Genomic DNA, 22,974 nt, shown 5'->3' with positions numbered 1-22,974 from the left:
ATTGATGGTTGATTTTCGGTACCATATTGTGTCTCTGGTTGCAGTGTTTCTTGCGTTAGCCGTCGGTATTATTCTCGGCGCCGGACCGCTGCAGAACTCGATTGGCGATACGCTTTCCGGAGAAGTGGATTCGCTTCGTGAAGCTAACGGCGAGTTAAAACAGGTTAATGAACAGCTGAATAATGAGCAAAAGCAGTATACGGCAGCATTTGAACAGCTTGCTCCGTCGCTCCTTGCCGGGACTTTAAATGAGCAGTCGGTAGCATTGATTACTTTTGCAGATACCTCTGCTGGCGATATTGAAAAATTCCAGCACCAGCTTGCACTCTCCGGAGCAAAGATTAACGGTGTATTTGAAATTCAAAAAGACTGGACTGATTCGCAGAGTACCGCATATCGTTCCTCTTTTGCGGAACAGATAAAAGCGTATGTGCCTGATGCGAAAGATGTGAGTGATACAAATACGATTATGGCGCTCGCTTTAAACCAGCTGGTGCGCGGCGGTTTGAGCACGGAAGCAAATAAAACTCTCGGTGAGCTGATGACGGCTGCTGATACGGTGATGCTGAAAGTGCGGGAAGGCGGGAATGAAGCAAGTACGGCAGTGGTTTTCCTCAGTCCGGATACACCGGATTTGACGCCGAAAAAGGACACTACCCAAGATCCGGATAAAGTGGCGCAGGCAGATTATGATGCGAAAACTTACGGAGCGCTTGTGGGAACGGTTAGTGCAAAAAGTCCCGTGGTGCTTTCCGGATATGCAAACTCGCAAAATGATTTGGTAACACTTGCTCGGACTTCCGGTATTGCTGTTTCCACAGTAGATTCACTGGGCGGACCGCTTGGCGCAACCAATACGGTGCTGGCAATTGCGGCTGAACTGAACGAGAAAAAGGTTGCATACGGTTTTGCCGACGGGGTTGACGCAGTTGTCGGATCACGAATAGTTGTTGCAGTCCCCGCTCCGGCACCGGCGGAGTCTGCTCCGGCACCGGCAGCTTAAAGCGAATCGATTTTAACTTTGCCGGTGTCTATTGGCAGTGCAGATACCGGATAAGGTTGGGAGAAACAAATGCGGAAAAAATACTTAGTGTCGCTGGCGCCGGTACCGGAATAGCGCTTGCGCGTTTGGCAAAAAATTTTCTCGACGCCCAAAAATGGGAGCGGAAGCACCGTGATGGGACTGCGGTGTCTTTGCTTGGCGGTTTGGAGACGGCTGCTGGGGTGCTGGCGGCCAGTGCAGTTTTTGCAAAATCGCGACTTGGCAGCGCAAGTTTCTGTGCGGGTTTAGCTGGCGGTGTTGCCGGATGGATTGATGACCATTTTGAAGCGGCGTTTTCCTCTGTCGGAAAAGGTTTTCACGGGCATATCGGTGCACTCCGGAAAGGGAACTTAACTTCAGGAATGCTGAAGATTGTGCTTATCGGAGCTGGCGCAGCAGTGAGTTCGCTAATTTTGGAAACCGACGGAAAAAAATTGCCGCGCTTCCGCAAAGTAAATTTGAACAAATGCTGCAAACACTAATGCACACTGGAATTGATACTGTGATTATTGCCGGAAGTGCAAATTTGCTGAATCTTTTAGATCTCCGGCCGGGGCGGGCATTAAAAGCCGGAGTTATTTTTGTCCTTCCGGCAATGTTATTGGGCAGAAGTAATGCGGGTAATGCGAATCATGCGCCGGAATTGAGTCTGGGACTGATTGCAGTAAGTGCGGCCGGATTGCCGAAAGATCTCAAGGGTGAAACAATGCTTGGAGATCTGGGGGCTAATGCTCTTGGCGGAGCAATTGGCGTGCTGATTGCAGATGCATGCAATGTTTCAAAGACCGCAAAGCTTGGTGCTGCCGCGGTATTGGTTGGGCTTACTGCGCTGTCAGAGAAAATTTCTTTTTCGCAGATTATTGAAAACACACCTGTTCTTCGGGAATTTGACCAACTTGGCCGTGCTGCAAATTAAGATAAATCACCGGAAAATCACATTAAACAGTATTAAACGAAGAATTGACCGTTAAATGCCTCGAAATGTTGCAAAAAATCTTGCTGGAGCTGCTGGAGTAATTGCTGTTTTGACAGTGTTTTCGCGCCTTGCCGGATTATTGCGGAAGCTCGCCCAGTCTTGGGCGATGTCTGACGGCAGTGTTGCAAGTGCGTATGATACGGCGAATACTGTGCCGAATGTGCTTTTTGAAGTAACTGCCGGCGGAGCGCTTGCCGGAGCAGTGATTCCGCTGATTGCCGGCTATGCGGCAAATAAACAGCGTGCAGAGCTGAACCAGACTGTTTCGGCGTTGATTTCTTGGATTTTGGTGATCGGTGTGCCGGCAGCGGGAATTGTTGCTGTTGCTGCTCACCCAATCACCGTCTTTCTTTTCGGAGCGGAAACAGATTCTGCAGTGATTGCACTCGCCGCAGTTTTACTTCAGCTTTTTGCACTGCAGATACCGCTCTACGGATTGTCTGTAGTATTCACTGGTGTATTGCAGGCACACGGACGATTCGTGCTGCCGGCTCTTTCTCCGTTTCTTTCTTCACTTGCGGTAATCAGCGTATTTTCTTTTTATGCGAAAAATATCGGCCATCAGGTTCCGGCAGACCAATTAAGTATGCCGGGAGTGCTGCTGCTTGGCGCCGGCACTACATTGGGGGTCGTGATATTCTCGCTTCCGCAGATGATTCCATTACGGAAGAATATTAGATTCAAGTTCACTTTGCGTTTTCCGCAGGGAACGGGCAGACGCGCAGCTGCTCTTGCTGGAGCTGGTTTGGCGGCGCTTTTGGCCCAGCAAATCACAATTGTTGTGATTATGATTGTTGCGAATTTAACGGGCGGTATTGGTGCATACACTACGTTTAGTTATGCGTATACGGTGTTTATGGTGCCGTATGGGGTGCTTGCGGTGCCGGTGGCGACGGCTGTATTCCCGAAAATTTCAGCTGCGGTGGAGTTAAATAATCGGGAGCAAACAGTTAGATTAGTGTGTCAGTCTACGAAAATTGTGTTTCTGATGGGAGCAGCTGCAGCGAGTTTGCTGATTGCGCTTGCGCATCCGGCAAAGATTGTGCTTGAGGTGGGCCGTGATATTCAAAATCTTGATTTTGCAATGCAAATGATGGCTGGCGGTTTGGTTGGATTCTCGCTTTTATACCATGTAGCTCGGGTACTTTATGCGCTTGGATACGGGAAAAAGGTTGTAATCCAAAATAGTATCGCGTGGGGAAGCGGATGTATTTCACTGTTAATCTGGCTTGGCAGCGGAATCAGCGGACGTGAATCAGCTTTGCGGGCAATTGGTTTTTCGCTGACGCTTGGTTTGAGTATTGGCGCACTGCTTTCGCTTTATTCGATTGTGCAGGTATTAGGAAGAAAATCTTTAACCGGTATTGGAAAATTAATTTTTGCGGCGGCGCTTATCTTTGCTCCGCTCACCTGGATGGCGTTACAGCTTGTGGAAGTAATTATTGCTTCTTTGAATGCGACGGTCTTGGCTGCATTCGCAGCAGCGCTTGCCGGCAGTATCCTGATTTTATTTGGGGCAGCATTGGTGTTTGTTTTTACAAATCGCAAGGAGCTGCAATTGCTGAAGAATAGCCCGCGTGATTAAGGAAAATCAAAATCTGTTTTCAGTGCTGTTCTGGAAGGAGGACCGTCGTTTTTCGAAATCATTTTTTGAACCAGTAAAATACAAAATAGCTAAATCAGGCTGGAAAACGAAACCGTACATATAAGGTACCGAAATGGAATATGAATTAAAAGATCAGGAAACTGCGGCGCATGTAGTGTTGTTGGAAACAAAAACTGAATACAGCGGCGCAATTTTTCAGGTGAAAAATGATCAAGTGCGTTTCCAAAACGGAGATATTGCATGGCGGCAGTACATTGTGCATGATAATGCCGTCGCTATTGTTCCGCTGCGGTTAGTGCAGGGAAAGCTGCAGGTTTTGCTGATCCGCCAATACCGGCATCCTACGCGAAATATTTTTGGGAAATTCCGGCTGGCTTGCGTGATATTGCAGGGGAAACACCGGTTAGCGCCGCGCAGCGTGAACTGCTTGAGGAAACGGGTCTGGAGGCTGAAGTTTGGGAGCCGCTTGTTTCTTATTTTCCGTCTCCCGGATGTTCGGACGAGAAGGTGCAATTATATGCGGCGCTTAATCCGCGAGAATCAGCAGAAGCAATCGACTTTCAAAGAGAAGCAGAAGAAGCTGAATTAGCGGCGCAGTGGTGGGATCTTGCAGAAGTTTGCTCCGCGATTTTCCGCGGAAGTTTATGCAGTTCAGTAGTTGTTGCGGGAATTTTGGCTGTTTCTGCTAATTCTCAGGAATGGATTGCAAAACTGCAGTAGTTCCTGGCGGTTTAAACAGCATGATCTGAAATATTCGTTATTTGTGTTCATTCCAATGTGAAACCACCTACTTGCAACTAAATTTGGTTGATTGAACTTGCAAAAATCGATTTTTGCAACAAGAATGTTGTTTAATGATTCAAAGTTTTTGCAAGCTAAGGAGGCTTCATGGATCGTAACGATTTAGGCACATGTGAGCAAATCCTGAGGCTGATTGTCGAACGCGGACCAATCACATCCGGTGAGCTTGCACGAATTCTGGTGTTAACACCCGCTGCGGTGCGCCGCCACATTTCAACACTGATTGAGGATGAATATATTCAGCCTTATGAAGCAACGCCGCGTGCCCCGCTCAAGCGCGGGCGTCCCTCCCGCCGCTATGTAGCGACAAATCAAGGACATTCACAACTCAGTGAAGCATATGCCGACATTGCAACGCATGCGCTTTCATTTGTACGGGAAAATCTTGGTAACAGCGGTGTCGAAGAATTTGCAAAACGGCGTACAGCTGCGCTAGAAACACGCTATAAAGGCATTGTGGACGGTGCCGGATCCAACCCGACTGATCGAATTGCAGCCTTGGCGCAAGCTCTTGATCGGGATGGATTCATGACGACGCTCCGCCGCGGCGGAGCACACGCAATTTCCTTACAACTTTGTCAAGGACACTGCCCGGTACAAGATGTCGCCGGAGCTTTCCCGGAATTATGCGAAGCGGAAACACGCGCTTTCGCAAAACTTCTTGGCGTGCCGATACAGCGTCTTTCAACACTGGCGAACGGCGGGCACGTCTGTACAACCAACATTCCGATTGTTAAGCCAAGCTCCCGTCTTGCAAATATGACGAATCGGAGAGCACAATCAGGCTCAGGAAAATAAGCGATACGTTTGTAACGCTGAAAGGAAACAAGTAACTAATGACGCAAACCGCACCGGGTGCAAAGGAAACTTTGACCCAGGAAGAGACGATTGCACTAATCGGTCATGAAAATTATGCATATGGCTGGCATGATTCTGATACCGCCGGTGAGATAGCTCAACGGGGGTTGAATGAAGAAGTTGTTCGCAATATTTCAGCAATGAAAAGCGAACCAGAGTGGATGCTGAAACTGAGATTGAAATCGCTGAAACTTTTTGAACGCCGCCCAATGCCGATGTGGGGTGCAGATCTTTCAAATGTCGATTTCGATTCAATCAAATACTATGTGAAATCTACTGAAAAAATCGCTGATTCGTGGGAAGACCTGCCGCAGGATATTAAGGAAACATACGATCGGCTCGGCATCCCGGAAGCGGAAAAAGCCCGTCTCGTTGCGGGTGTAGCGGCCCAGTATGAATCGGAAGTGGTTTATCACCAGATTCGGGAGGATCTGGAACGTCAAGGAGTTATCTTTCTCGATACCGACACCGGATTACGTGAACATCCGGAACTTTTCAAAGAGTATTTTTGTAAAGCGGTACCAGCAGGAGACAACAAGTTCGCTTCTTTGAATACGGCCGTCTGGTCAGGCGGATCATTTATTTATGTTCCCAAAGGTGTGCATGTAGAAATCCCATTGCAGGCATATTTCCGGATGAATACTGAGAATCTCGGCCAATTTGAACGCACGCTGATTATTGCTGATGAAGATTCTTATGTTCATTACGTTGAAGGCTGTACGGCTCCGATTTATAAGTCTGATTCGCTTCATGCCGCCGTCGTTGAAATTTTTGTGAAAAAGGTGCCCGTGTGCGCTACACAACGATTCAAAACTGGTCAAATAATGTGCTGAACCTGGTTACGCAGCGCGCAATCGTTGAAGAAGGCGGCGTGATGGAATGGATTGACGGAAATATCGGTTCGAAACTGAATATGAAATATCCGGCTTGCTATCTTACCGGCGAACACGCCCGCGGTGAAGCGCTGTCAATCGCGTTTGCCGGAAAAGGTCAGCATCAAGATACCGGTGCGAAGATGGTGCATATGGCTCCGCGCACTTCATCGTCAATTGTGTCAAAGTCGGTTTCGCGCGGCGGCGGAAGATCATCTTATCGCGGCTTAGTGCAAGTGAATGAAAATGCGCACCACTCGAAATCAAATGTGCTCTGCGATGCGCTTTTGGTCGATACGATTTCGCGCACCGACACCTATCCGTATGTTGATGTGCGCGTCGACGATGTGGAAATGGGGCACGAGGCTACTGTGACGAAAGTTTCCGAAGATCAGCTTTTTTATCTGATGAGCCGCGGAATGGAAGAAACAGAGGCAATGGCAATGATTGTGCGCGGTTTCGTTGAACCGATTGCCCGCGAGCTGCCGATGGAATATGCGCTTGAGTTAAATCGCCTGATTGAATTGCAAATGGAAGGATCCGTAGGATAAAAATGAGTGAACTTTTAGGAAAGAAAGTAACTTCCCGCTCGGATCGGCTGGTTTCATTTCATTTGGCAGACTTTGCTGTACCGCAAGGAAATGAAGAAGAGTGGCGTTTTACCCCGCTTGAACGAATTACAGATTTTTTGCGCAGTCTGCTGCCGGAAAGTTTTACACCATCGAAGCTGCGGGAGAAATAAAGCATGAAGAAGTTTCCCGTGACGATTCACGGCTTGGCAAAGTTCTTCCTCCGGATGATCGGGTAAGTGCGCTTGCTTGGGAAAGCTTTGAAACGGCACATGTTTTCACTCTCGAAAAAAATGTGAAGCTTGAGTCAGAAGCCGTTGTAAAGATTCACGGTACTGCCGATACCGAGATTTCTCCATGCCATCTCGTAATTGACGCAAAAGACTTTTCGGAAGGTACCGTCGTTATTGAACATTCCGGTTCGGCACGTTTCGCTGAAGGGATTGAAGTTATTGTCGGCGACGGCGCGCACCTGACCCTGGTAACAGTCCAGGATTGGGACGATAAATCCGCACACACACTTTCAAACCGGATCCGAGTCGGGAAAGATGCCGCTTTTAAACATATCGTGGTCAGCCTTGGCGGGGATATTGTACGTGTGACAACAAATGTTGATTTCACTGCTCCCGGCGCAGATGTGAACCTGCTTGGTGCATATTTCGTAGACGCAAAGCAGCACCTCGAACATCGGCTGTTAGTGGAGCATAATCATCCGCATTGCCGTTCAAATGTTACCTACAAGGGTGCTTTGCAGGGAGCGGATGCACATTCAGTATGGGTCGGCGATGTACTCATTAAACCGGAAGCCGAGGGAACTGACTCATATGAACTGAATCGGAACCTTGTATTAACTGAAGGTGCGAAAGCCGATTCGGTTCCAAATCTGGAAATTGAAACTGGTGAGATTGAAGGTGCCGGTCATGCCTCAGCAACTGGCCGATTTGATGATGAACAGCTCTTCTACCTTAAATCTCGCGGTATCCCGGAGCAGGAAGCCCGCCGGCTTGTAGTCCGAGGTTTCTTTGCTGAACTTATTACGCAGATTGGTGTGCCGTCGGTACAGGAAAAGCTAATGGCCGCAATCGAGAACGAGCTTTCGATGACGATGGGGAATATCAGTGAAAGCTGAAGATGTTTGTGCGGTAACTGATGTTGCGGCTGGAGAAGCAGCAGGATTTATTGTGCGCGATGATCTTGGTGCAGAGCTGAAAATTGCGCTTGTACATACCGAAAGCGGCAACTGGTATGCCGTAACTGACCGCTGCTCACACGGGCGGGTACAGCTTTCAGAAGGATTTGTAGAAGATGAATGTATTGAATGTCCGCGCCACGGCGCAATATTTGATCTTTCTTCAGGGAATCCGCTCAGTCCGCCAGCTTCTGTTCCGATTCGCACATACCCAGTAAAATTGATTGCAGGCCGCGTTTACGTCGAAGTGTAGGGCAGCAGCCGCAGCTGATTCGCGAAATGCATTCATAAATATAAATAGTTTTCAAAGTCCAATAAATATCAAGAGAAAAGAAGATAACGTGTCAAATCTCGAAATTAAGAACCTTCACGTTTCCGTGGAAACTCCAGAGGGAGACAAGCCAATTCTGCGCGGCGTTGATTTGAAGATTAACGACGGCGAAATTCATGCAATCATGGGGCCGAATGGTTCAGGAAAATCCACGCTTGCTTATTCGATTGCCGGTCATCCAAAGTACACGATTACCGAGGGAGAAGTGCTTCTTGACGGTGAGAATCTTGTAGAAATGTCGGCTGATGAGCGGGCTCGCGCCGGACTTTTCCTTGCAATGCAGTATCCGGTAGAAGTTCCGGGAGTGTCTGTTTCGAACTTTTTGCGCTCTGCAAAGACGGCAATCAGCGGGGAAGCTCCAAAGCTGCGCGAATGGCTGAAAGAGATGAAAGAAGCCATGGCGAATCTGAAAGTCGGCGATGATTTTGCGCAGCGTGATGTGAATTTCGGTTTTTCCGGCGGCGAAAAGAAGCGTCTCGAAATCTTACAAATGGAGTTGCTGAAACCGAAGTTTGCAGTGCTTGACGAAACAGATTCCGGACTTGATGTTGATGCGCTCCGTCTCGTTTCCGAGGGGTAAACCGGGTACATGAAAAGGAAGGGTCCGGGATTCTGCTAATCACGCACTACACTCGGATTTTGAAATACATTCAACCTGATTTTGTGCACGTATTTGTAGATGGCCGTGTGGCTGAATCCGGCGGGCGCGAACTTGCTGACAAACTGGAAGAAGAGGGATACGCAGCATACGAGAACTGAGAAACCAGACATATTCCGTCTGGTTTTCCGAATGCGGGAAATTCCTGCATAGTTCGATTATCGAATGCAGAAGCAGTATTTAATTTTTATCGGTATCTGGATAATTGCAGATTCCTGAATCTGACGAAGTAGATGAACAATATGGCTGTTGAATCAAGTACACAATCACTTTTTCCGCGTGCAGATTTTCCGATTCTCGGGCGGGAAATCGCCGCCGGGGTTCCGCTCGTCTATCTTGATTCGGGTGCGACGGCACAGCTTCCGAGTGCCGTCGTAAATGCGGTTGTAGCACAGGAATTACAGCGAAATGGTGCGGTGAATCGGGGTTCGCACCGGCTTGCGGCAGAAGCAACTGACGCATACGAGAATGCGCGGGAAAAAATCGCCGGTTTTGTAGGTGTGCTGCCAGATGAAATCATCTGGACTCGAAGTACCACTGAATCATTGAATTTGCTTGCCTACGCAATCGGTAATTACACGCTGGGGCGCCGCGGGCGGAAAAATGCGTTTGATTTCAATCTGGGACCAAATGATTCGATTGTTGTTACTCGTGCAGAGCATCATGCGAATCTGCTTCCATGGCAGGAACTTTGTTTGCGTACAGGCGCCCAGCTGCGGTGGATTGATCTTCATCCCGACGGCACGCTTGATTTGAATACTGCTGCCGTAATTGATCATTCAACGAAGATTGTGGCTTTTGCACATATTTCGAATGTGACCGGAGCGGTGGCGCCAGTGCGTGAACTTGTTGCGATTGCACATTCTCATGGTGCATTGGCGGTACTTGATGCCTGCCAGTCACTGCCGCATATTCCAGTTAATTTTGCTGATCTTGATGTGGATTTTGCCGCATTTTCTGCGCATAAAATGTTTGGTCCGGCTGGAATCGGAGCGCTCTATGGGCGCAGCGAACTGCTTGAGACGCTTCCGCCGTTTCAATACGGCGGATCGATGATTGAGCTTGTGCAGATGGAGAAAACAACTTACGCCCGTTCTCCGATGAAATTTGAGGCGGGTACGCAGCCTGTTCCGCAGATTGTTGGTTTTGCAGCGGCAGTTGATTATCTGCAGCAGTATGGGATGGATCAGATTGAAAAATATGAGGCGGATCTTACTGCGTATTTGCTTACAAAACTGCAAACGGTGCCGCAGATTCAGATTCTCGGACCGCGCACTAATACCGGCAGAATCGGAGTTGCCGCATTCGAAGTACCGGATGTGCATCCGCATGATGTTGGGCAGATTCTTGATTCTTTCGGAGTGGCAGCACGTGTCGGGCATCATTGTGCGCAGCCGATTCATCAGCATTTCGGGGTGCGGGCTTCGAGCCGGGTTTCGATTGCGCCTTATAATACAAAGGCAGACATTGATGTATTTATTGCAGCTTTGGGAAAAGTGCGGGCCTTTTTCGGTTTGGAGGATTGAGAAATGAATGATTTAGAGCAGCTTTATCAGCAGATAATCTTGGATGCTTCGCGTGAACGGCATGGTGAAGGTTTACTGGAAATTTCACAAGGCGAATCTTTTCAAGTGAATCCGACTTGCGGAGATCAGGTAAAGATTCAAGTAAAACTGAGCGCGGATGGTTCGCATTTTGAACAGATTGGTTGGGAAGGCAGCGGATGTTCAATCTCGCAAGCTTCAATTTCGATTATGACGGATTTGCTGCAAGGAGCTTCCTATCAGCAGTTTAGTGAGCTTTATGAAGCTTTTCGGAAAATGATGGATGGGCGCGGGCAGGAGATTGACGATGAAGCTGCTGATTTGCTGCAGGACGCTGCAGCTTTCCATGGGGTTTCGAAGTTTCCGGCAAGAATCAAATGTGCTTTGCTTGGTTGGATGGCACTGCGTGAAGCCGCCGATGAAGCTCTGGAAACCGGCAGCGGCAGCGGTTCGCAGAAAGTGAAAGATCACTGTTGAAATGAAAATAACCGGAACAGCGGAAAACTGCAGAAATCAGGCATAATATGCAAGTTAGTTCCTTTGCGCTGGAGTGAATACCGAATATTTTGCAACAATTAAGAGACGAATAAAACGAATTTTGAAATGGGTGAAAACTTGGATAATCCAATAACTGTCGCTGATATTGAAGAAGCATTGCGCGATGTCATTGATCCGGAACTTGGAGTCAATATTGTTGATTTAGGCTTAGTTTACGGGGTCACTCTTGAGGGGATTCGGCAATTGCGGATATGACTCTCACTTCTGCTGCCTGCCCGCTCACCGATATGATTGAGGAACAGTCACGGATGGCTGTGGCGAATCTGGTGAACGATTTTCGGATTAACTGGGTTTGGCTTCCGCCGTGGGGGCCGGAAAAAATCACTGCTGAAGGGCGGGAACAATTGCGCGCACTCGGTTTCAATGTTTAAACTTTGAAACTGGTTTTATTTATCACGACGGCTGGAAAAGAGCTGGCAGCGGCTGCAGATAGCCGTCGTGTTTTTTGTTTTGCTTCGTATCCTGGGCTTTAGGATACAGGCTGCAGCAAGATATTTGCGGCAGCAATGCGGGTAAAACAGCGAATCCTGCGGGTTTAGCTGCAAAGTAAAACGCAGATTCACCAATTTTTTCAACGTAAGGAAATAACATTTAGCTGTGATTAACGTTTCAAACTTGACCATGCAGATTGGCGTGCGCATCTTGATGAAAGAAGCGAATTTGCATGTAGATAAGGGACAGAAGATTGGCCTTGTCGGAAGGAATGGTGCCGGGAAGACGACCCTGCTCAAGCTGCTTTCCGGGCAAGCGGTGCAGTCGGAAGTAATTGACCATTCCGGAACAATTTCGCGGCGCGGTATGATTGGATATTTAGCACAAGATCCGCGGATCGGAGATTTACATCAGTTAGCGCAAGACCGGATTCTATCCGTACGCGGAATTGCGGAAAATCTGCGGCGGATTCAGAAAGCTGAATGGGAGATGAGTAATCTCGACGGTGCGAAGCAAGCGAAAGCAATGGAACGGTATGTTCGGCTTGACGCTGAGTTTCGTGCCGCCGGCGGTTGGGCGGCTCAGGCGGAAGCTGCGAAGATTACGGCAGCGTTAGGTTTGCCGCCGCGGGTGCTTGCCCAGGAGCTTGGAACACTTTCCGGCGGGCAGCGCCGCCGTGTAGAGCTGGCGCGGGTGCTTTTTCGAATGCGGATATTCTCCTGCTTGATGAACCAACAAATCATTTAGACCATGATTCGGTGATTTGGCTGCGTGACTGGATTAAAGCTTATAGCGGGGGTGTGATTCTAATTTCACACTCGGTTGATTTACTTGATGAAACGGTAAACCAAATTTGGTATTTAGATGCGAACCGAAGCGTAATCGATCAGTATGCGATGGGCTGGAACGCATATTTGCGGCAGCGCGAGAGCGATGAAAAACGCCGTCGGCGTGAACGGCAAAATGCGCAGAAGAAAGCGGAGCAGCTTCTTGCGCAGGCAAATAAGCTGCGTTATAAGGCGACGAAAGCTGTGGCTGCGCAAAATATGGAGGCGCGTGCGAATGAGCTTTTGGCGGGTGTTGAAGCAGAACGAAAAGATGAAAAAGTTGCAGCTTTTCGTTTTCCGCAGCCGGCGCATTGCGGAAAAACTCCGCTTGAACTGCGGAGCCTGGTAAAATCTTACGGTTCGCTTGAGATTTTTACTGGTTTAGATTTGGCTGTTGATCGTAATTCCCGGATTGTGGTGCTTGGTGAAAACGGTTCTGGTAAGACGACGCTGCTGCGGATTATTGCCGGTATTGAACAGGCAGATTTCGGTTCTGTGATTGCCGGAAATGGTTTGCGTCTTGGATATTATGCGCAGGAGCATGAAACTATTGACACTGCAAAAACTGTGTATGAGAATATGCAGACGGCGGCTGATAATCTTGACGAGACACAAATGCGTTCCGTGCTTGGTTCTTTTCTTTTTCCGGTGCGGATGCGGATAAGTCTGCAGCTGTACTCTCCGGGGTGAGAAGACCCGTCTTGCGCTTGCAATGCTCGTAGTGTCGCAGGCAAATGTGCTGTTGCTTGATGAGCCGACAAATAATCTGGATCCGGCTTCGCGCGGCGAAATTTTGCGTGCGCTTGGCGCTTACACGGGGCGGTAATTCTGGTAACACACGATGCGGGGGCAGTTCGGGCGCTTAACCCTGACCGTGTTTTGATTCTTCCCGACGGTGATGAAGATTTGTGGAGCGACGATTATCTCGAGTTGCTGGCAATCGCCTAGCCGCGTTTTGCGTATTTTCTGCGGTTTGCGGTGCGGGGTTCGCCGGAATTTCGGCAGCGCAGTCCGGCTGCACTGCCGTCGAACAGATATCGAGTGTTGTCGAACAGGCACTGCGCGTCGTAGAGTAAATTTTATCCATTGTAAAATCAATGAATAACTTTCAAGAGTGCAAGTTTTCAGATTGTAAGTGTTTAAGGTCAGCAGATGGTACAAGCCGGTTTGTCAGTTTCTCAGCAGCATAATTTTGCGGAATTCCAGCGGGTACTAAGCAGCGCGCAGCTGCTTGTTCCGCAAGGCGGCAGCGGCAGCAATCAGGTGTTTACCGGTTTTGCAGAATCGCAAAAAATCACTGATATCACTTTTGATTCCCGGAAAGTGCAGCAAGGCACTTTATTCATCTGCAAAGGGGCGGGATTTAAAGAAGCGTATTTGCATGCTGCAATTGAATCAGGTGCAGTTGGATATCTTGCTGAGAAGCCATATGACGTGGAAATTCCGGGCTTGATTGTGAGTGATATCCGCAAGGCGATGGCAGTTGCGGCACGGCATTTTTTGATTACCCAGATCAAAAGCTGCATTTAATCGGTGTAACAGCGACTAAGGGTAAATCTACTACGGTGTACATGATTAAGGCAGTATTTGATGCGGCCTTAGTATCTGCCGGGGAGAGCCGTGCGGGATGCTTTCGGGAATTGAAATTTTCGACGGTGTTCAAAGGCGGGAAGCACATTTAACCACTGATGAATCGGTAGAACTAATCCGCAATCTTGCACGGTGTGTTGAAAATGGGTTAACACATTGTGTGGTGGAGGTTTCTTCGCAAGCATTGAAATACGGCCGTGTTGCTGGAATTGAATTTGATACCTGCAGCTTTACAAATATTGGATACGACCATATCAGCCCGCAGGAACATCCGGATTTTGCAGACTATTTCAACGCAAAATTGCGAATTATTGAGCAGACAAAAGATTTTATTTATTCTGCTGCAATGGAGCATGTGTCTGAAGTGATTGCAAAATCGGAGAGTGAAAAATTCGGGCACACGCAATTTCATTTTCCGGAGTAGATTCCGCCGATTTTATAGTTACCGATGTGTCTGATGATGCTGCAGGTTCGCATTTCAAGGTAAATGGATTCGAATATACGATTGCAATGCCCGGATTGTTTAATATCGAAAATGCGGCAGCAGCAATTGCATGCGGTCTGCTTGCTGGTTTTGCTCCGGAACAGATTGCTCTCGGATTACGTGATGTGCGTGTTCCGGGGCGTTCTGAGCTTATTTCTACAGCGGATGAAAAGATTCATTTCTTTGTTGACTATGCGCATAATATGCTGAGTTTTGAAAAGGCGCTGGAAGCGCTGCGCAAGCTTTACCGCGGCGCAAAAATAGTTACTTTGTTTGGGGCTCCAGGAAACAAAGCATACAACCGCCGCCGTGATTTACCGGAAGTTGCTGCCAGATTCTCTGATGAAATATATGTGGTTCCGGAAGATACCGATACCGAAGATCCGGCGGAAATTTCACGTGAGATTGCACAATATATTCCAGATAACATTCCGTGTACTATTTTTGCTGACCGCGAGAGCGGAATTAACGCTGCGTTTGAAAAAGCTGTTTCAGATTTGCAAAGCGGCAGCACTGTTGAATACGTGTTCTTTGCAGCAGGTAAAGGCCGAGAAGCTTTTCTGAAATTAAACGGAGGATATCTTCCCTATATTGGGGATTACGAAGTTGTGAAAAAGCTGATTGCGCGGTACGACACAGAAACAGCTGTGTGAAAAAGATGAAAAAGAAAAAGTAATTTCCTTGATTCGGCGCAGTTTTCAGCCGATTATTCGGGCAGGAATTGCCGAGTAAAAATTAGCAGGGTTTAAGCCTTGGAATCTGCTGCCAGTGTGAGCTAGGCTAATGGTATGGCTACAGATATCAACAGCACATTCACTCGGCTCCAGAACGCATTCGAAGAGTTCCACAGCGCAGTTATCCAATTCCAGGATTCGGAAGCTCCGGCAGTTCTCCGTGCAATTGAACAATTGTCCGACGCATACACCGTCTACGATGATGCAATTTTTACCGAATATGGGGTCGAAGCGCCTTTTGACACTTTCACTGAAGATGATTATGACGACGATGATTTTGACGATGACGAATTTGATGACATCGACGAGATAGACGACGCGGACGATACTGACGACGAGTTCGACTATCTTGACGATGAATACGACGAGTTTACAGCAGCAGAATACGAATCTGCAGACGAATGATACGGTGATGATTGATACGGTAATACAGTTTATTCAGCGAAAGAGTTTTCGAAAATCAGCACGCTGATTCATGAGAAATATAATCAATCATGAGTCAGTGTGCTGTTTAGCTGTTTTCAGATTGCGGTATTGCAAGATGCGAACCTGTTTGGTACACCCCGCAGTTCCGAATCTGTTTAGTTTGCTGATACTTCGCTGAGTACATCTTGGACTTGTGCCGGAAGCGGGCTGAAATCAAGTTTGAAAAGCTGTTCTGCCTGGTTCGCTGTCCGCGGTCCGCATACTAAAGCCGCAACATTCGGCCGGGCTAAAAGCCACGCCAACGCAACATCTGCGGGAGTGCGGCCGAGTCCGTCGGCAGCTTTACAACTGCTTGGGTAATCTGCCGCGGACGATCTTCGAGATAATCTTCTACAGTATGCGCCAAGTGCGAAGTCGCTGCACGTGAGGTTGGCGGAATTGTATTCCGATACTTTCCGGTGAGTACTCCGCCGGCGAGCGGCGCAAATCCGATTATCCCGAGTCCGCTGTATCCGCAAAAAGCTGAATGCGTCTGCTCGATATCATGATTTAAAAGCGAATACGGCTCTCCGAAAGCAATTGGCAGTGTCTGATGAGTATCACGCATCAACTGCCAAGCAATTGCAGCTTTCCACACTTGATATCCGGAAAACGCATAGTATCGAATCTTCCCTTGCGCGGCGAGATAATTCACTGCGGCAAGTGTTTCACTGAGCGGAATTAGCGAATCTCCTTGCGCAAGCGGAATTTCGTCAATCATCAGTAAATCAATATAGTCAGTGTCCAGTGCGGTCAGCTGCCGTTCAACCGTCGTAATAATTGATGACCGTCCAGAATCGGAAATATAACGCTCACCGTCAAAAAGCCATCCGGCATGTGCGCAAATTACGAATTCGTTTCGGCTGTAATTTTTTCGCAGCAGCTCACCAAGTGTGCTCGGAGCGTTACCTTCTCCGTATATTGGCGAAAGATCAATTAAATTTCCGCCTGCATCCAGCAAAGAATTAAGAATTGCGCCGGCATCTTCAATATCTGTATCGCGCCCCCAAGTGAGTGTACCGATTCCAATTTCACCGATACGCAAACCGCTGTTACCTAAAAAATGATGTTTCACACTATAGAGCCTAACGCAACTTTTCCCTACTTTGGAGCTAGGCTTGCCTCGTGAATATTTTTGAAGCAATTATTTTAGGACTGGTTCAAGGTTTAACCGAATTTTTACCGATTTCTTCTTCGGCACATTTGCGTATCGTCGGCGGGCTTTTTCCGCATCTTGGCGATCCAGGCGCGACTTTCACCGCAGTAACCCAAATCGGTACGGAAGCTGCCGTCGTTATTTTCTTTTGGAAACAGATTGTTCAAATTATTAAAAAATGGTTTCAGTCACTTCCAATCGGACCATGGAAAAAACAAGTTCCGGTTTCTGATCCGGATGTGCGTATGGGCTGGATTGTAATCGTCGGCACTTTCCCAATCGTGATTCTCGGTTTGCTGCTTGAAGACGCAATTGATTCTGTTTTTCGAAATCTTTATGTGATTGCAGCGATGCTCGCTGTTTTTGCAATCTTTCTTGGATTTGCTGATCATTACGGGAAACGGAAAATTCATCTTACGCAGATGAGTATGCGCGACGGCTTACTGCTTGGACTTGCGCAATCGCTTGCATTAATTCCCGGAGTGTCACGCTCCGGCGGCACAATCACTTTCGGATTATTGCTTGGATACACGCGAAGTGCTGCTGCCCGTGTGAGCTTTTTGCTCGCGATTCCAGCGGTACTTGGTTCCGGATTCTATCGGCTGCTTTCTGACGATGGAACTGGTCCGCAAGTTGGCTCTGTGCCATTGCTTGCAGCGACAGTCACGGCTTTCATTGTTGGATATGCGGTGATTGTGTGGTTTTTGAAATTGATTGAGACGAAGTCTTTTTTGCCTTTTGTGATTTATCGGATGATTCTCGCGATTGCGGTAGTGTCAATGGTTGCAGGCGGCGTACTTGAGGTGTAATAAGATGCAGCTGTGCTTTCGCGCCAATCCTTTTGGATATTATTCGTGATGCAAATCAAATCTGCTGCGGAGCATACGGCAAGAAGCCGCATCGAAAGTTTATTTGCTGCGTTTCGCTGTGAGCAGCTGTTCTGCTCCGTCGGCATCCATCTCAGGTGCAATTCCCGCAAAAGCCGGACAAATATTTTGAAAATGACACCAATTGCAAAGCGGACCGGTTCGCGGTTCAAAGTTTGCGGAAATCAGACGTTCATGAATTTGGTTCCAGGCAGAATCAAGTTCAAAAGTGACGGTGTCCACATCTTGTTCGGTTGGGTCGAATGTGAGAATACGTTGATTCCCAAGATAAACAAGCTGGGTGCGTTTGGGAAGGATTCCCTGTTCGTAATATATCGCTGCCGCATAAAACTTCATCTGAAAATGAGCCTGATTGGCATACTCCGGGCGGGGAGACTTGCCTGTTTTATAATCTACGATTCGTAAATCGCCATTTGGGGCTGCGTCGAGACGGTCAATGACTCCGCGTATTGCAAGACCTGACGGAAGAACCGCGTTCACAAATTGTTCGCGTCCCTTTGGCTGAAGCCGTTTCGGATTTTCCATTTTGAAATATGCGGTCAGCAGTGGGCGGGCACTTTCGAACCATTCCTGAAAATCGGCTTCCGCGGCAAATATCGACGGCAGCTGCTGGTCTTTTGCGGCAAGCTCTTCCCAGCGGGTACTGAGGGCAGCCTGCGCATTAGCTTCGGTTCGTTCATAATAAGGAAGATCAAATAAATGCTCCAGCACGGAATGTACAAGCGTGCCGCGTAAAGCAGCCGCGGAGGGCGGTTCCGCAATTTTATCGATTACCCGAAAACGAAACTTTAACGGGCACTGGCGGAAATCGTTCACACGTGAAGGGAAAGTGCAGCATGATATGTGTTCATGCTCCTACCGTACCTTGCTGCCTTATTGAAATGCGAGGTGACCGATAGAATAAACGTATGAATGAAGCTTATCCACACCCACTCGGCGCAGATCGGCGGCGCGGACCGTTTCGTGCCGGAGAACGTGTACAACTAACCGACACGAAAGGACGCAAGTACACTACAACTTTGCGTCGCGGCGGATTTTTCCAGTCACAGCGCGGAAACTTTCGGCACGATGTTTTAATCGGCAAGCCGGAAGGTTACGTTTTTGAAGCGGAAAACGGACATCGTCTGCAGGCAATGCGTCCGCTGATCAGTGATTATGTGCTTTCAATGCCGCGCGGAGCCACAGTAGTTTACCCGAAAGATGCCGGGCAAATTATCCACCAGGCAGATGTTTTCCCCGGTGCGCGTGTTGTGGAAGCCGGACTTGGTTCAGGTGCTTTGGCAATTTCGCTGCTCGCTGCCGTCGGCATGAACGGACACCTTATTTCGGTGGAGCGGCGGCCGGAATTTGCAGAGATTGCGCAAGGAAATGTGGAATCGTGGTATGGGCCGCAACTACCGCCGTGGGAGATAAAACTTGGTGAACTTCAGTCAGTTTTATTTGATTTATCGGAGCAAAGTGCTGACCGGATAATACTTGATATGCTTGCGCCTTGGGAAAATATTTCCGCTGCTGCCCATGCGCTTGCCGACGGCGGTGTGATTTTGGCGTATGTTGCCACCACCACTCAAATGTCGCGTTTTGTTGAAGAACTGCGCGATTCGCTGTGTTTTACCGAACCGGAAGCAAACGAGACGATGCTCCGGACATGGCATTTGGACGGGCTTGCGGTACGTCCAGATCATCGAATGGTTGCGCATACCGGATTCCTGGTTACAGCGCGCAGGATTGCCCGCGGATGCGAACCGCTTGTTCCCAAACGCCGACCGGCTCCGCTTGCACATAGCGAAGCCTTGGACTGGGAAAAATCAGAGCTGGCTGAACGTCCGATTGCGGCAAAGAAACTTCGCAAAGTCCGCCGTGATGTGGCGCAGCGCGCAGACATTGAAGCAACTGGGGAGTCTGGCAAGGGGGAGGTTAGTGCGCGAATCCAAGCACAGATTACAGCCGAATTAGCGGCGCGGGATGAAGCGCGTTATCGCGCACGTAAAGAAATCCGCGAAGCAAAAGCTGCTAATCTTTCCGGAGCGGCTGAAGGAGATACTGATGCCTGAAACTAATCAGGGAGACACATTCGAGATACAAAGTTTAGTGCTGCAGCTCGAAGCGAAAAATGCAAAACTTGCAAAAGGCTTGCAGGAAGCGCAGAAAAAATTCAAGAGATGGGAACCCAGCTTGATTTGCTGACGCGCCCGCCTGGATCTTTCGGTATTTTCATTTCCGCAAATCAACTCAAACGCACCGTAGTAGCGATGGTTGGCGGGCGAAAAATGTCACTCAATGTTTCGGAACTTGTGCCGATTGGAAATCTCAAGCCCGGTCAGGAACTATTGCTGAATGAACAGCTTGTAGTGGTGGGGGCGGGCGCCTATGAACGTGTTGGACAAACCGCAGCGGTAAAGCTTTTACTAGGAAAAGATCGGGTGCTGGCTGCGCTGCATCCTGATGATGAACGGGTAATTCGCCTTGCCGGGCGGCTGCGTGACCAGAATGTGCGTGTGGGAGATTTACTTCTGGTTGATGCTGCAAATGGTTTCGGATACGAGCTTCTTGAACGTCCGGATATCGAACATTTGCTGCTTGAACAGGTACCGGATGTTTCATACAGTGATATCGGCGGTTTGCAAACACAAATTGAACAGATTAAAGATACTGTGGAACTTCCGTTTGAACAGCCGGAACTTTATCGTGAATACGGATTGCGTCCGCCAAAGGGAGTGCTTCTTTACGGACCTCCCGGCTGCGGAAAAACACTGATTGCGAAAGCAATTGCGACTTCGCTCGCGCAAAAAGCTTTAGCGCAAATTCGCAGAAAAATAAGCGAAATGAAAGCAGCCCCGCCGGCACAGGGAAAGAATCGGCAGCGGCTTCCCGCCAGCGTGCATACTTTCTGAATATTAAAGGTCCGCAGCTGCTTGACAAATATGTTGGCGAGACCGAACGGCAGATTCGGGAAATATTCGCACGTGCACGCGACCGTGCAGCTTTGGGAATTCCCGTCGTAATTTTCTTTGACGAAATGGAAGCACTTTTCCGTACTCGCGGCTCCGGTGTGTCTTCCGATGTGGAAACCACAGTAGTTCCGCAGCTGCTTGCTGAAATTGACGGCGTGGAAGCATTAAATAATGTAATCGTAATCGGGGCTTCAAACCGCGAAGATATGATTGACCCGGCAATTTTACGGGCAGGAAGACTTGATGTGAAGATTCGGATTGAGCGCCCGAATAAAGCGGACGCACTCGATATTATGCGCAAATATCTCACTCCGGATTTGCCGATTCATGCTGCAGAGATTGGCGGAGGCACACGCGAAGCAGCAGTTTCCCGGATTGCGGAAAATGCGGTTGAACAGCTGTTTGCCCGCAGCGAGGAGAATCGGTTTTTGAATTTGCGGTACGAAAATGGGTATCAGGAAACGCTCTATGCGGCAGATTTAGTTTCCGGCGCAATGATTGCCGCAATCGTGGATCGGGCAAAAAAGTTTGCGATTAAAGATTTCTTGAAAAACGGTGCGTCCGGTATTACAAGTAAACAGATGAATGCGGCGATTGCTGAAGAAATTTCACAAAATGAAGATATTGCACAGATTTCGAATCCGGATGAGTGGGCGCGGGTGAATGGCCGGCTGAGCTCAGGAAGAATTGTTTCAGTAGAGCGGATTGCGCATGTTTAAATTGTGCTTCCGAAACGCAGATATGTAATGTCGGAACACGCCTGCTGCAATGAGAATGCGGAAACCTCAGGAAGCTGAAAATATTGGCGCAGGTATTGCTGGGAATAGCTGAAGTAAAGGGATTCAAGAAATATGGATATTAAATCCCGTATTATCGGGTTAGAGACTGAATGGGGAATTCTTGATATAGATAATCCCAAAACCAGTCCGCTGGATTTATCATCTGATTTCGTTACTGCCTATGCGCAAGCAGGAAGTGCGGCTTTCACAAATCGGAAAATCCGCTGGGATTATGCGGGTGAAGATCCGTTAAATGATGCGCGCGGCTACCGAATCGAACGTCACGCTGCACATCCGTCGCAGCTGACCGATAATCCTAATATTCCGGCGCCTTCTGGAGATTCCGTCAAGATTCCTGCCAATCCCAACATTCACGGGATTCCAAATCTGGTCGCAATCCGCCGTTCAGCTGCCGCCGAGCTGCAAAATACTGCCACTACCAATACAGTATTAACAAATGGCGCGCGGCTTTATGTAGATCATGCACATCCGGAGTATTCTGCTCCGGAAGCTGCGAATCCGCGCGAAGCGGTACTTTGGGATCGTGCCGGCGATTTTATTGCCCGCGAAGCAATGGAACTTCTTGCACAAAAAGGGCAGAATTACGCAATCTACAAGAACAATACAGACGGGAAAGGAGCGGCATACGGTACCCACGAAAATTATTTGCTTTCACGGCGGGTCGATTTCACAGATATAGTTCGCTATCTCACTCCGTTTTTTGTTACCCGCCCAATTCTTTGCGGCGCTGGACGGGTTGGGCTTGGGCAGCAGTCACAATATCCCGGATTTCAAATTTCACAGCGGGCAGACTATGTCGAAAACACAGTCGGGATTGAAACTACCTTTAACCGTCCGATTATCAATACTCGCGATGAACCGCACACATTCGCACATAAATATCGGCGGCTGCATGTGATTGGCGGTGATGCGAACCAGTTTGATTACTCGAACCTGCTCAAAGTCGGCACTACTTCACTGGTACTTTGGCTGCTTGAATCGGCAGAAATTCCGCTCGAACTCGATTCGCTGCTTTTATATGATGCCGTCGCTGCAACTTGGGAAGTCTCCCATGATGTTTCGCTGCGTAAAGGTTTGGATATGCACGACGGTTCAGTGCTGACAGCGATTGATATTCAGCAGGTTTACCTTGATGTTGTCCGTGAAGCAATTAATTGCCGCGGCGAACCAGATTTTGACACCCAGGAAATTTTAACGGTCTGGCAGGAAGTGCTCGATGCACTCCGCTCAGATTTATCACGAGCTGCGCGGAAAGTTGAATGGGCGGCAAAATATTTGACGTTGGAAACTCTGCGTGAACGCGGAAATTTCGCTTGGGATGATGCGCATTTGCGGGCTTTCGATTTACAATGGCACGATTTGCGTCCAGAGCGTTCGCTTGCGCAAAAGCTGATCTCACTTGGGCAAGTTGAGACACTTTTTGACGATAATACAGTGCAGTGGGCGGTTACGAATCCGCCTGAATCTACACGTGCCTATCTGCGGGGAAAGCTGATTCAAAAGTTCGGGGATGAGATTGCAAGTGCCGCTTGGACCAGCGTGGTATTTGACTTATCTGAAGCAAAAATCTGCTGCGGCTGCCGCTGCGCGATCCGTTTGCGGGAACAAAAGCACAAGTAAGTGCGCTGCTGGAAAAAGTAA

23 protein-coding genes and 5 pseudogenes are annotated in these 22,974 nt (G+C 48.5%); 25 read left to right on the top strand and 3 right to left on the bottom strand.

Going from position 1 to position 22,974, the window contains the following annotated elements; genetic code table 11:
• Positions 1 to 4: 4 nt before the first annotated feature.
• The 15 genes and pseudogenes from RQN30_RS01550 (at position 5) to RQN30_RS01480 (ending at position 13,211) form a co-directional block, all read left to right on the top strand.
• Positions 5 to 1,003, top strand: a complete 999-nt coding sequence (locus tag RQN30_RS01550) for a copper transporter (RefSeq protein WP_353060965.1) — start codon at positions 5 to 7, stop codon at positions 1,001 to 1,003.
• A gap of 56 nt (positions 1,004 to 1,059) precedes the next feature.
• Complete coding sequence (locus RQN30_RS01545) at positions 1,060 to 1,524, top strand: hypothetical protein (RefSeq protein ID WP_353060964.1); 465 nt, start codon at positions 1,060 to 1,062, stop codon at positions 1,522 to 1,524.
• Complete coding sequence (locus RQN30_RS01540) at positions 1,524 to 1,958, top strand: hypothetical protein (protein WP_353060963.1); 435 nt, start codon at positions 1,524 to 1,526, stop codon at positions 1,956 to 1,958. Before RQN30_RS01545 ends, RQN30_RS01540 begins: the two co-directional genes overlap by 1 nt.
• A gap of 55 nt (positions 1,959 to 2,013) precedes the next feature.
• Positions 2,014 to 3,603, top strand: a complete 1,590-nt coding sequence (gene murJ, locus RQN30_RS01535; RefSeq protein WP_353060962.1) for a murein biosynthesis integral membrane protein MurJ — start codon at positions 2,014 to 2,016, stop codon at positions 3,601 to 3,603.
• Between the two features lie 351 nt (positions 3,604 to 3,954).
• Positions 3,955 to 4,344: an NUDIX domain-containing protein gene (locus RQN30_RS01530; protein WP_353061737.1), complete on the top strand. Its 390-nt coding sequence runs from the start codon at positions 3,955 to 3,957 to the stop codon at positions 4,342 to 4,344.
• 168 nt (positions 4,345 to 4,512) lie between these two features.
• Positions 4,513 to 5,223 carry a helix-turn-helix transcriptional regulator gene (locus tag RQN30_RS01525; protein ID WP_353060961.1) on the top strand — a complete coding sequence of 237 codons (711 nt, stop codon included), beginning with the start codon at positions 4,513 to 4,515 and terminating at the stop codon, positions 5,221 to 5,223.
• A gap of 38 nt (positions 5,224 to 5,261) precedes the next feature.
• Positions 5,262 to 6,706: pseudogene (gene sufB, locus RQN30_RS01520) on the top strand (Fe-S cluster assembly protein SufB).
• Positions 6,707 to 6,708: 2 nt separating this feature from the next.
• A complete protein-coding gene (locus tag RQN30_RS01515; protein ID WP_353060960.1) occupies positions 6,709 to 6,897 on the top strand; it encodes a hypothetical protein in 189 nt (62 codons plus the stop codon).
• Between the two features lie 122 nt (positions 6,898 to 7,019).
• Positions 7,020 to 7,853 (top strand): Fe-S cluster assembly protein SufD, encoded by an 834-nt coding sequence (gene sufD / locus RQN30_RS01510; protein WP_353060959.1) that lies wholly within the window; start codon positions 7,020 to 7,022, stop codon positions 7,851 to 7,853.
• Complete coding sequence (locus tag RQN30_RS01505) at positions 7,843 to 8,166, top strand: non-heme iron oxygenase ferredoxin subunit (protein ID WP_353060958.1); 324 nt, start codon at positions 7,843 to 7,845, stop codon at positions 8,164 to 8,166. Before sufD ends, RQN30_RS01505 begins: the two co-directional genes overlap by 11 nt.
• A gap of 88 nt (positions 8,167 to 8,254) precedes the next feature.
• Positions 8,255 to 9,003: pseudogene (sufC, locus tag RQN30_RS01500) on the top strand (Fe-S cluster assembly ATPase SufC).
• A 141-nt stretch (positions 9,004 to 9,144) separates the two neighbouring features.
• On the top strand, positions 9,145 to 10,428 hold the full coding sequence (locus RQN30_RS01495) for an aminotransferase class V-fold PLP-dependent enzyme (RefSeq protein WP_353060957.1): 1,284 nt from the start codon (positions 9,145 to 9,147) through the stop codon (positions 10,426 to 10,428).
• Positions 10,429 to 10,431: 3 nt separating this feature from the next.
• Positions 10,432 to 10,923 carry a Fe-S cluster assembly sulfur transfer protein SufU gene (gene sufU, locus RQN30_RS01490; RefSeq protein WP_353060956.1) on the top strand — a complete coding sequence of 164 codons (492 nt, stop codon included), beginning with the start codon at positions 10,432 to 10,434 and terminating at the stop codon, positions 10,921 to 10,923.
• 156 nt (positions 10,924 to 11,079) lie between these two features.
• Positions 11,080 to 11,375: pseudogene (locus tag RQN30_RS01485) on the top strand (metal-sulfur cluster assembly factor); the annotation flags it as partial.
• A 226-nt stretch (positions 11,376 to 11,601) separates the two neighbouring features.
• Positions 11,602 to 13,211: pseudogene (locus tag RQN30_RS01480) on the top strand (ABC-F family ATP-binding cassette domain-containing protein).
• On the opposite strand, the gene RQN30_RS01475 reads toward RQN30_RS01480, so the two are convergent.
• Positions 13,126 to 13,350 carry a hypothetical protein gene (locus RQN30_RS01475; RefSeq protein ID WP_353061867.1) on the bottom strand — a complete coding sequence of 75 codons (225 nt, stop codon included), beginning with the start codon at positions 13,348 to 13,350 and terminating at the stop codon, positions 13,126 to 13,128. The pseudogene RQN30_RS01480 and the gene RQN30_RS01475 sit on opposite strands and share 86 nt — an antisense overlap.
• 65 nt (positions 13,351 to 13,415) lie before the next feature.
• Between RQN30_RS01475 and RQN30_RS01470 the strand changes: the two genes are divergently transcribed.
• The 4 genes from RQN30_RS01470 to RQN30_RS01455 all read left to right on the top strand — a co-directional run bounded on the left by RQN30_RS01470 (position 13,416) and on the right by RQN30_RS01455 (position 15,476).
• Complete coding sequence (locus RQN30_RS01470; RefSeq protein WP_353060955.1) at positions 13,416 to 13,793, top strand: hypothetical protein; 378 nt, start codon at positions 13,416 to 13,418, stop codon at positions 13,791 to 13,793.
• A gap of 97 nt (positions 13,794 to 13,890) precedes the next feature.
• The gene (locus RQN30_RS01465) at positions 13,891 to 14,277 is read left to right on the top strand and encodes a Mur ligase family protein (RefSeq protein WP_353060954.1); all 387 of its coding nucleotides are present in this window, start codon (positions 13,891 to 13,893) and stop codon (positions 14,275 to 14,277) included.
• Positions 14,278 to 14,303: 26 nt separating this feature from the next.
• Entirely contained in the window at positions 14,304 to 14,990 is a 687-nt protein-coding gene (locus RQN30_RS01460; protein WP_353060953.1) for a glutamate ligase domain-containing protein, read from the top strand.
• Positions 14,991 to 15,125: 135 nt separating this feature from the next.
• Positions 15,126 to 15,476, top strand: a complete 351-nt coding sequence (locus RQN30_RS01455; RefSeq protein ID WP_353060952.1) for a hypothetical protein — start codon at positions 15,126 to 15,128, stop codon at positions 15,474 to 15,476.
• Between the two features lie 176 nt (positions 15,477 to 15,652).
• Here the strand turns inward: RQN30_RS01455 and RQN30_RS01450 are convergent.
• Positions 15,653 to 16,611: pseudogene (locus RQN30_RS01450) on the bottom strand (aldo/keto reductase).
• 50 nt (positions 16,612 to 16,661) lie between these two features.
• On the opposite strand from RQN30_RS01450, the gene RQN30_RS01445 reads away from it, so the two are divergent.
• Positions 16,662 to 17,501: an undecaprenyl-diphosphate phosphatase gene (locus RQN30_RS01445; protein ID WP_353060951.1), complete on the top strand. Its 840-nt coding sequence runs from the start codon at positions 16,662 to 16,664 to the stop codon at positions 17,499 to 17,501.
• A 99-nt stretch (positions 17,502 to 17,600) separates the two neighbouring features.
• Here the strand turns inward: RQN30_RS01445 and RQN30_RS01440 are convergent, their stop codons facing one another.
• Positions 17,601 to 18,395 (bottom strand): RecB family exonuclease, encoded by a 795-nt coding sequence (locus tag RQN30_RS01440; RefSeq protein WP_353060950.1) that lies wholly within the window; start codon positions 18,393 to 18,395, stop codon positions 17,601 to 17,603.
• Positions 18,396 to 18,487: 92 nt separating this feature from the next.
• Between RQN30_RS01440 and RQN30_RS01435 the strand changes: the two genes are divergently transcribed.
• The 5 genes from RQN30_RS01435 (at position 18,488) to dop (ending at position 22,953) form a co-directional block, all read left to right on the top strand.
• On the top strand, positions 18,488 to 19,633 hold the full coding sequence (locus RQN30_RS01435) for a tRNA (adenine-N1)-methyltransferase (protein ID WP_353060949.1): 1,146 nt from the start codon (positions 18,488 to 18,490) through the stop codon (positions 19,631 to 19,633).
• Complete coding sequence (locus RQN30_RS01430; protein ID WP_353060948.1) at positions 19,626 to 19,766, top strand: hypothetical protein; 141 nt, start codon at positions 19,626 to 19,628, stop codon at positions 19,764 to 19,766. Before RQN30_RS01435 ends, RQN30_RS01430 begins: the two co-directional genes overlap by 8 nt.
• Positions 19,742 to 20,473 carry an AAA family ATPase gene (locus RQN30_RS01425; protein WP_353060947.1) on the top strand — a complete coding sequence of 244 codons (732 nt, stop codon included), beginning with the start codon at positions 19,742 to 19,744 and terminating at the stop codon, positions 20,471 to 20,473. The genes RQN30_RS01430 and RQN30_RS01425 overlap by 25 nt, the downstream gene beginning before the upstream one ends.
• On the top strand, positions 20,470 to 21,252 hold the full coding sequence (locus RQN30_RS01420; protein ID WP_353061736.1) for an AAA family ATPase: 783 nt from the start codon (positions 20,470 to 20,472) through the stop codon (positions 21,250 to 21,252). Before RQN30_RS01425 ends, RQN30_RS01420 begins: the two co-directional genes overlap by 4 nt.
• A 132-nt stretch (positions 21,253 to 21,384) precedes the next feature.
• On the top strand, positions 21,385 to 22,953 hold the full coding sequence (dop, locus tag RQN30_RS01415) for a depupylase/deamidase Dop (RefSeq protein ID WP_353060946.1): 1,569 nt from the start codon (positions 21,385 to 21,387) through the stop codon (positions 22,951 to 22,953).
• The last annotated feature ends 21 nt before the right edge of the window (positions 22,954 to 22,974 follow it).

Origin of the sequence: Arcanobacterium hippocoleae, from assembly GCF_040360365.1 — a bacterium.
Classification (GTDB): domain Bacteria; phylum Actinomycetota; class Actinomycetes; order Actinomycetales; family Actinomycetaceae; genus Arcanobacterium_A; species Arcanobacterium_A hippocoleae_A.
Note: the sequence above shows the minus strand (reverse complement) of the source record. Positions and strands in the feature narration are given on the sequence as shown.

Excerpts from the sequence above, each read along its gene's own strand:
- RQN30_RS01550 (WP_353060965.1), top strand. The coding sequence starts at position 5 with ATGGTTGATTTTCGGTACCATATTGTGTCTCTGGTTGCAGTGTTTCTT.
- RQN30_RS01540 (WP_353060963.1), top strand. The coding sequence starts at position 1,524 with ATGCACACTGGAATTGATACTGTGATTATTGCCGGAAGTGCAAATTTG.
- murJ (WP_353060962.1), top strand. The coding sequence starts at position 2,014 with ATGCCTCGAAATGTTGCAAAAAATCTTGCTGGAGCTGCTGGAGTAATT.
- RQN30_RS01525 (WP_353060961.1), top strand. The coding sequence starts at position 4,513 with ATGGATCGTAACGATTTAGGCACATGTGAGCAAATCCTGAGGCTGATT.
- RQN30_RS01515 (WP_353060960.1), top strand. The coding sequence starts at position 6,709 with ATGAGTGAACTTTTAGGAAAGAAAGTAACTTCCCGCTCGGATCGGCTG.
- RQN30_RS01495 (WP_353060957.1), top strand. The coding sequence starts at position 9,145 with ATGGCTGTTGAATCAAGTACACAATCACTTTTTCCGCGTGCAGATTTT.
- sufU (WP_353060956.1), top strand. The coding sequence starts at position 10,432 with ATGAATGATTTAGAGCAGCTTTATCAGCAGATAATCTTGGATGCTTCG.
- RQN30_RS01475 (WP_353061867.1), bottom strand. The coding sequence starts at position 13,350 with ATGGATAAAATTTACTCTACGACGCGCAGTGCCTGTTCGACAACACTC.
- RQN30_RS01470 (WP_353060955.1), top strand. The coding sequence starts at position 13,416 with ATGGTACAAGCCGGTTTGTCAGTTTCTCAGCAGCATAATTTTGCGGAA.
- RQN30_RS01465 (WP_353060954.1), top strand. The coding sequence starts at position 13,891 with ATGCTTTCGGGAATTGAAATTTTCGACGGTGTTCAAAGGCGGGAAGCA.
- RQN30_RS01455 (WP_353060952.1), top strand. The coding sequence starts at position 15,126 with ATGGCTACAGATATCAACAGCACATTCACTCGGCTCCAGAACGCATTC.
- RQN30_RS01435 (WP_353060949.1), top strand. The coding sequence starts at position 18,488 with ATGAATGAAGCTTATCCACACCCACTCGGCGCAGATCGGCGGCGCGGA.
- RQN30_RS01430 (WP_353060948.1), top strand. The coding sequence starts at position 19,626 with ATGCCTGAAACTAATCAGGGAGACACATTCGAGATACAAAGTTTAGTG.
- RQN30_RS01425 (WP_353060947.1), top strand. The coding sequence starts at position 19,742 with ATGGGAACCCAGCTTGATTTGCTGACGCGCCCGCCTGGATCTTTCGGT.
- dop (WP_353060946.1), top strand. The coding sequence starts at position 21,385 with ATGGATATTAAATCCCGTATTATCGGGTTAGAGACTGAATGGGGAATT.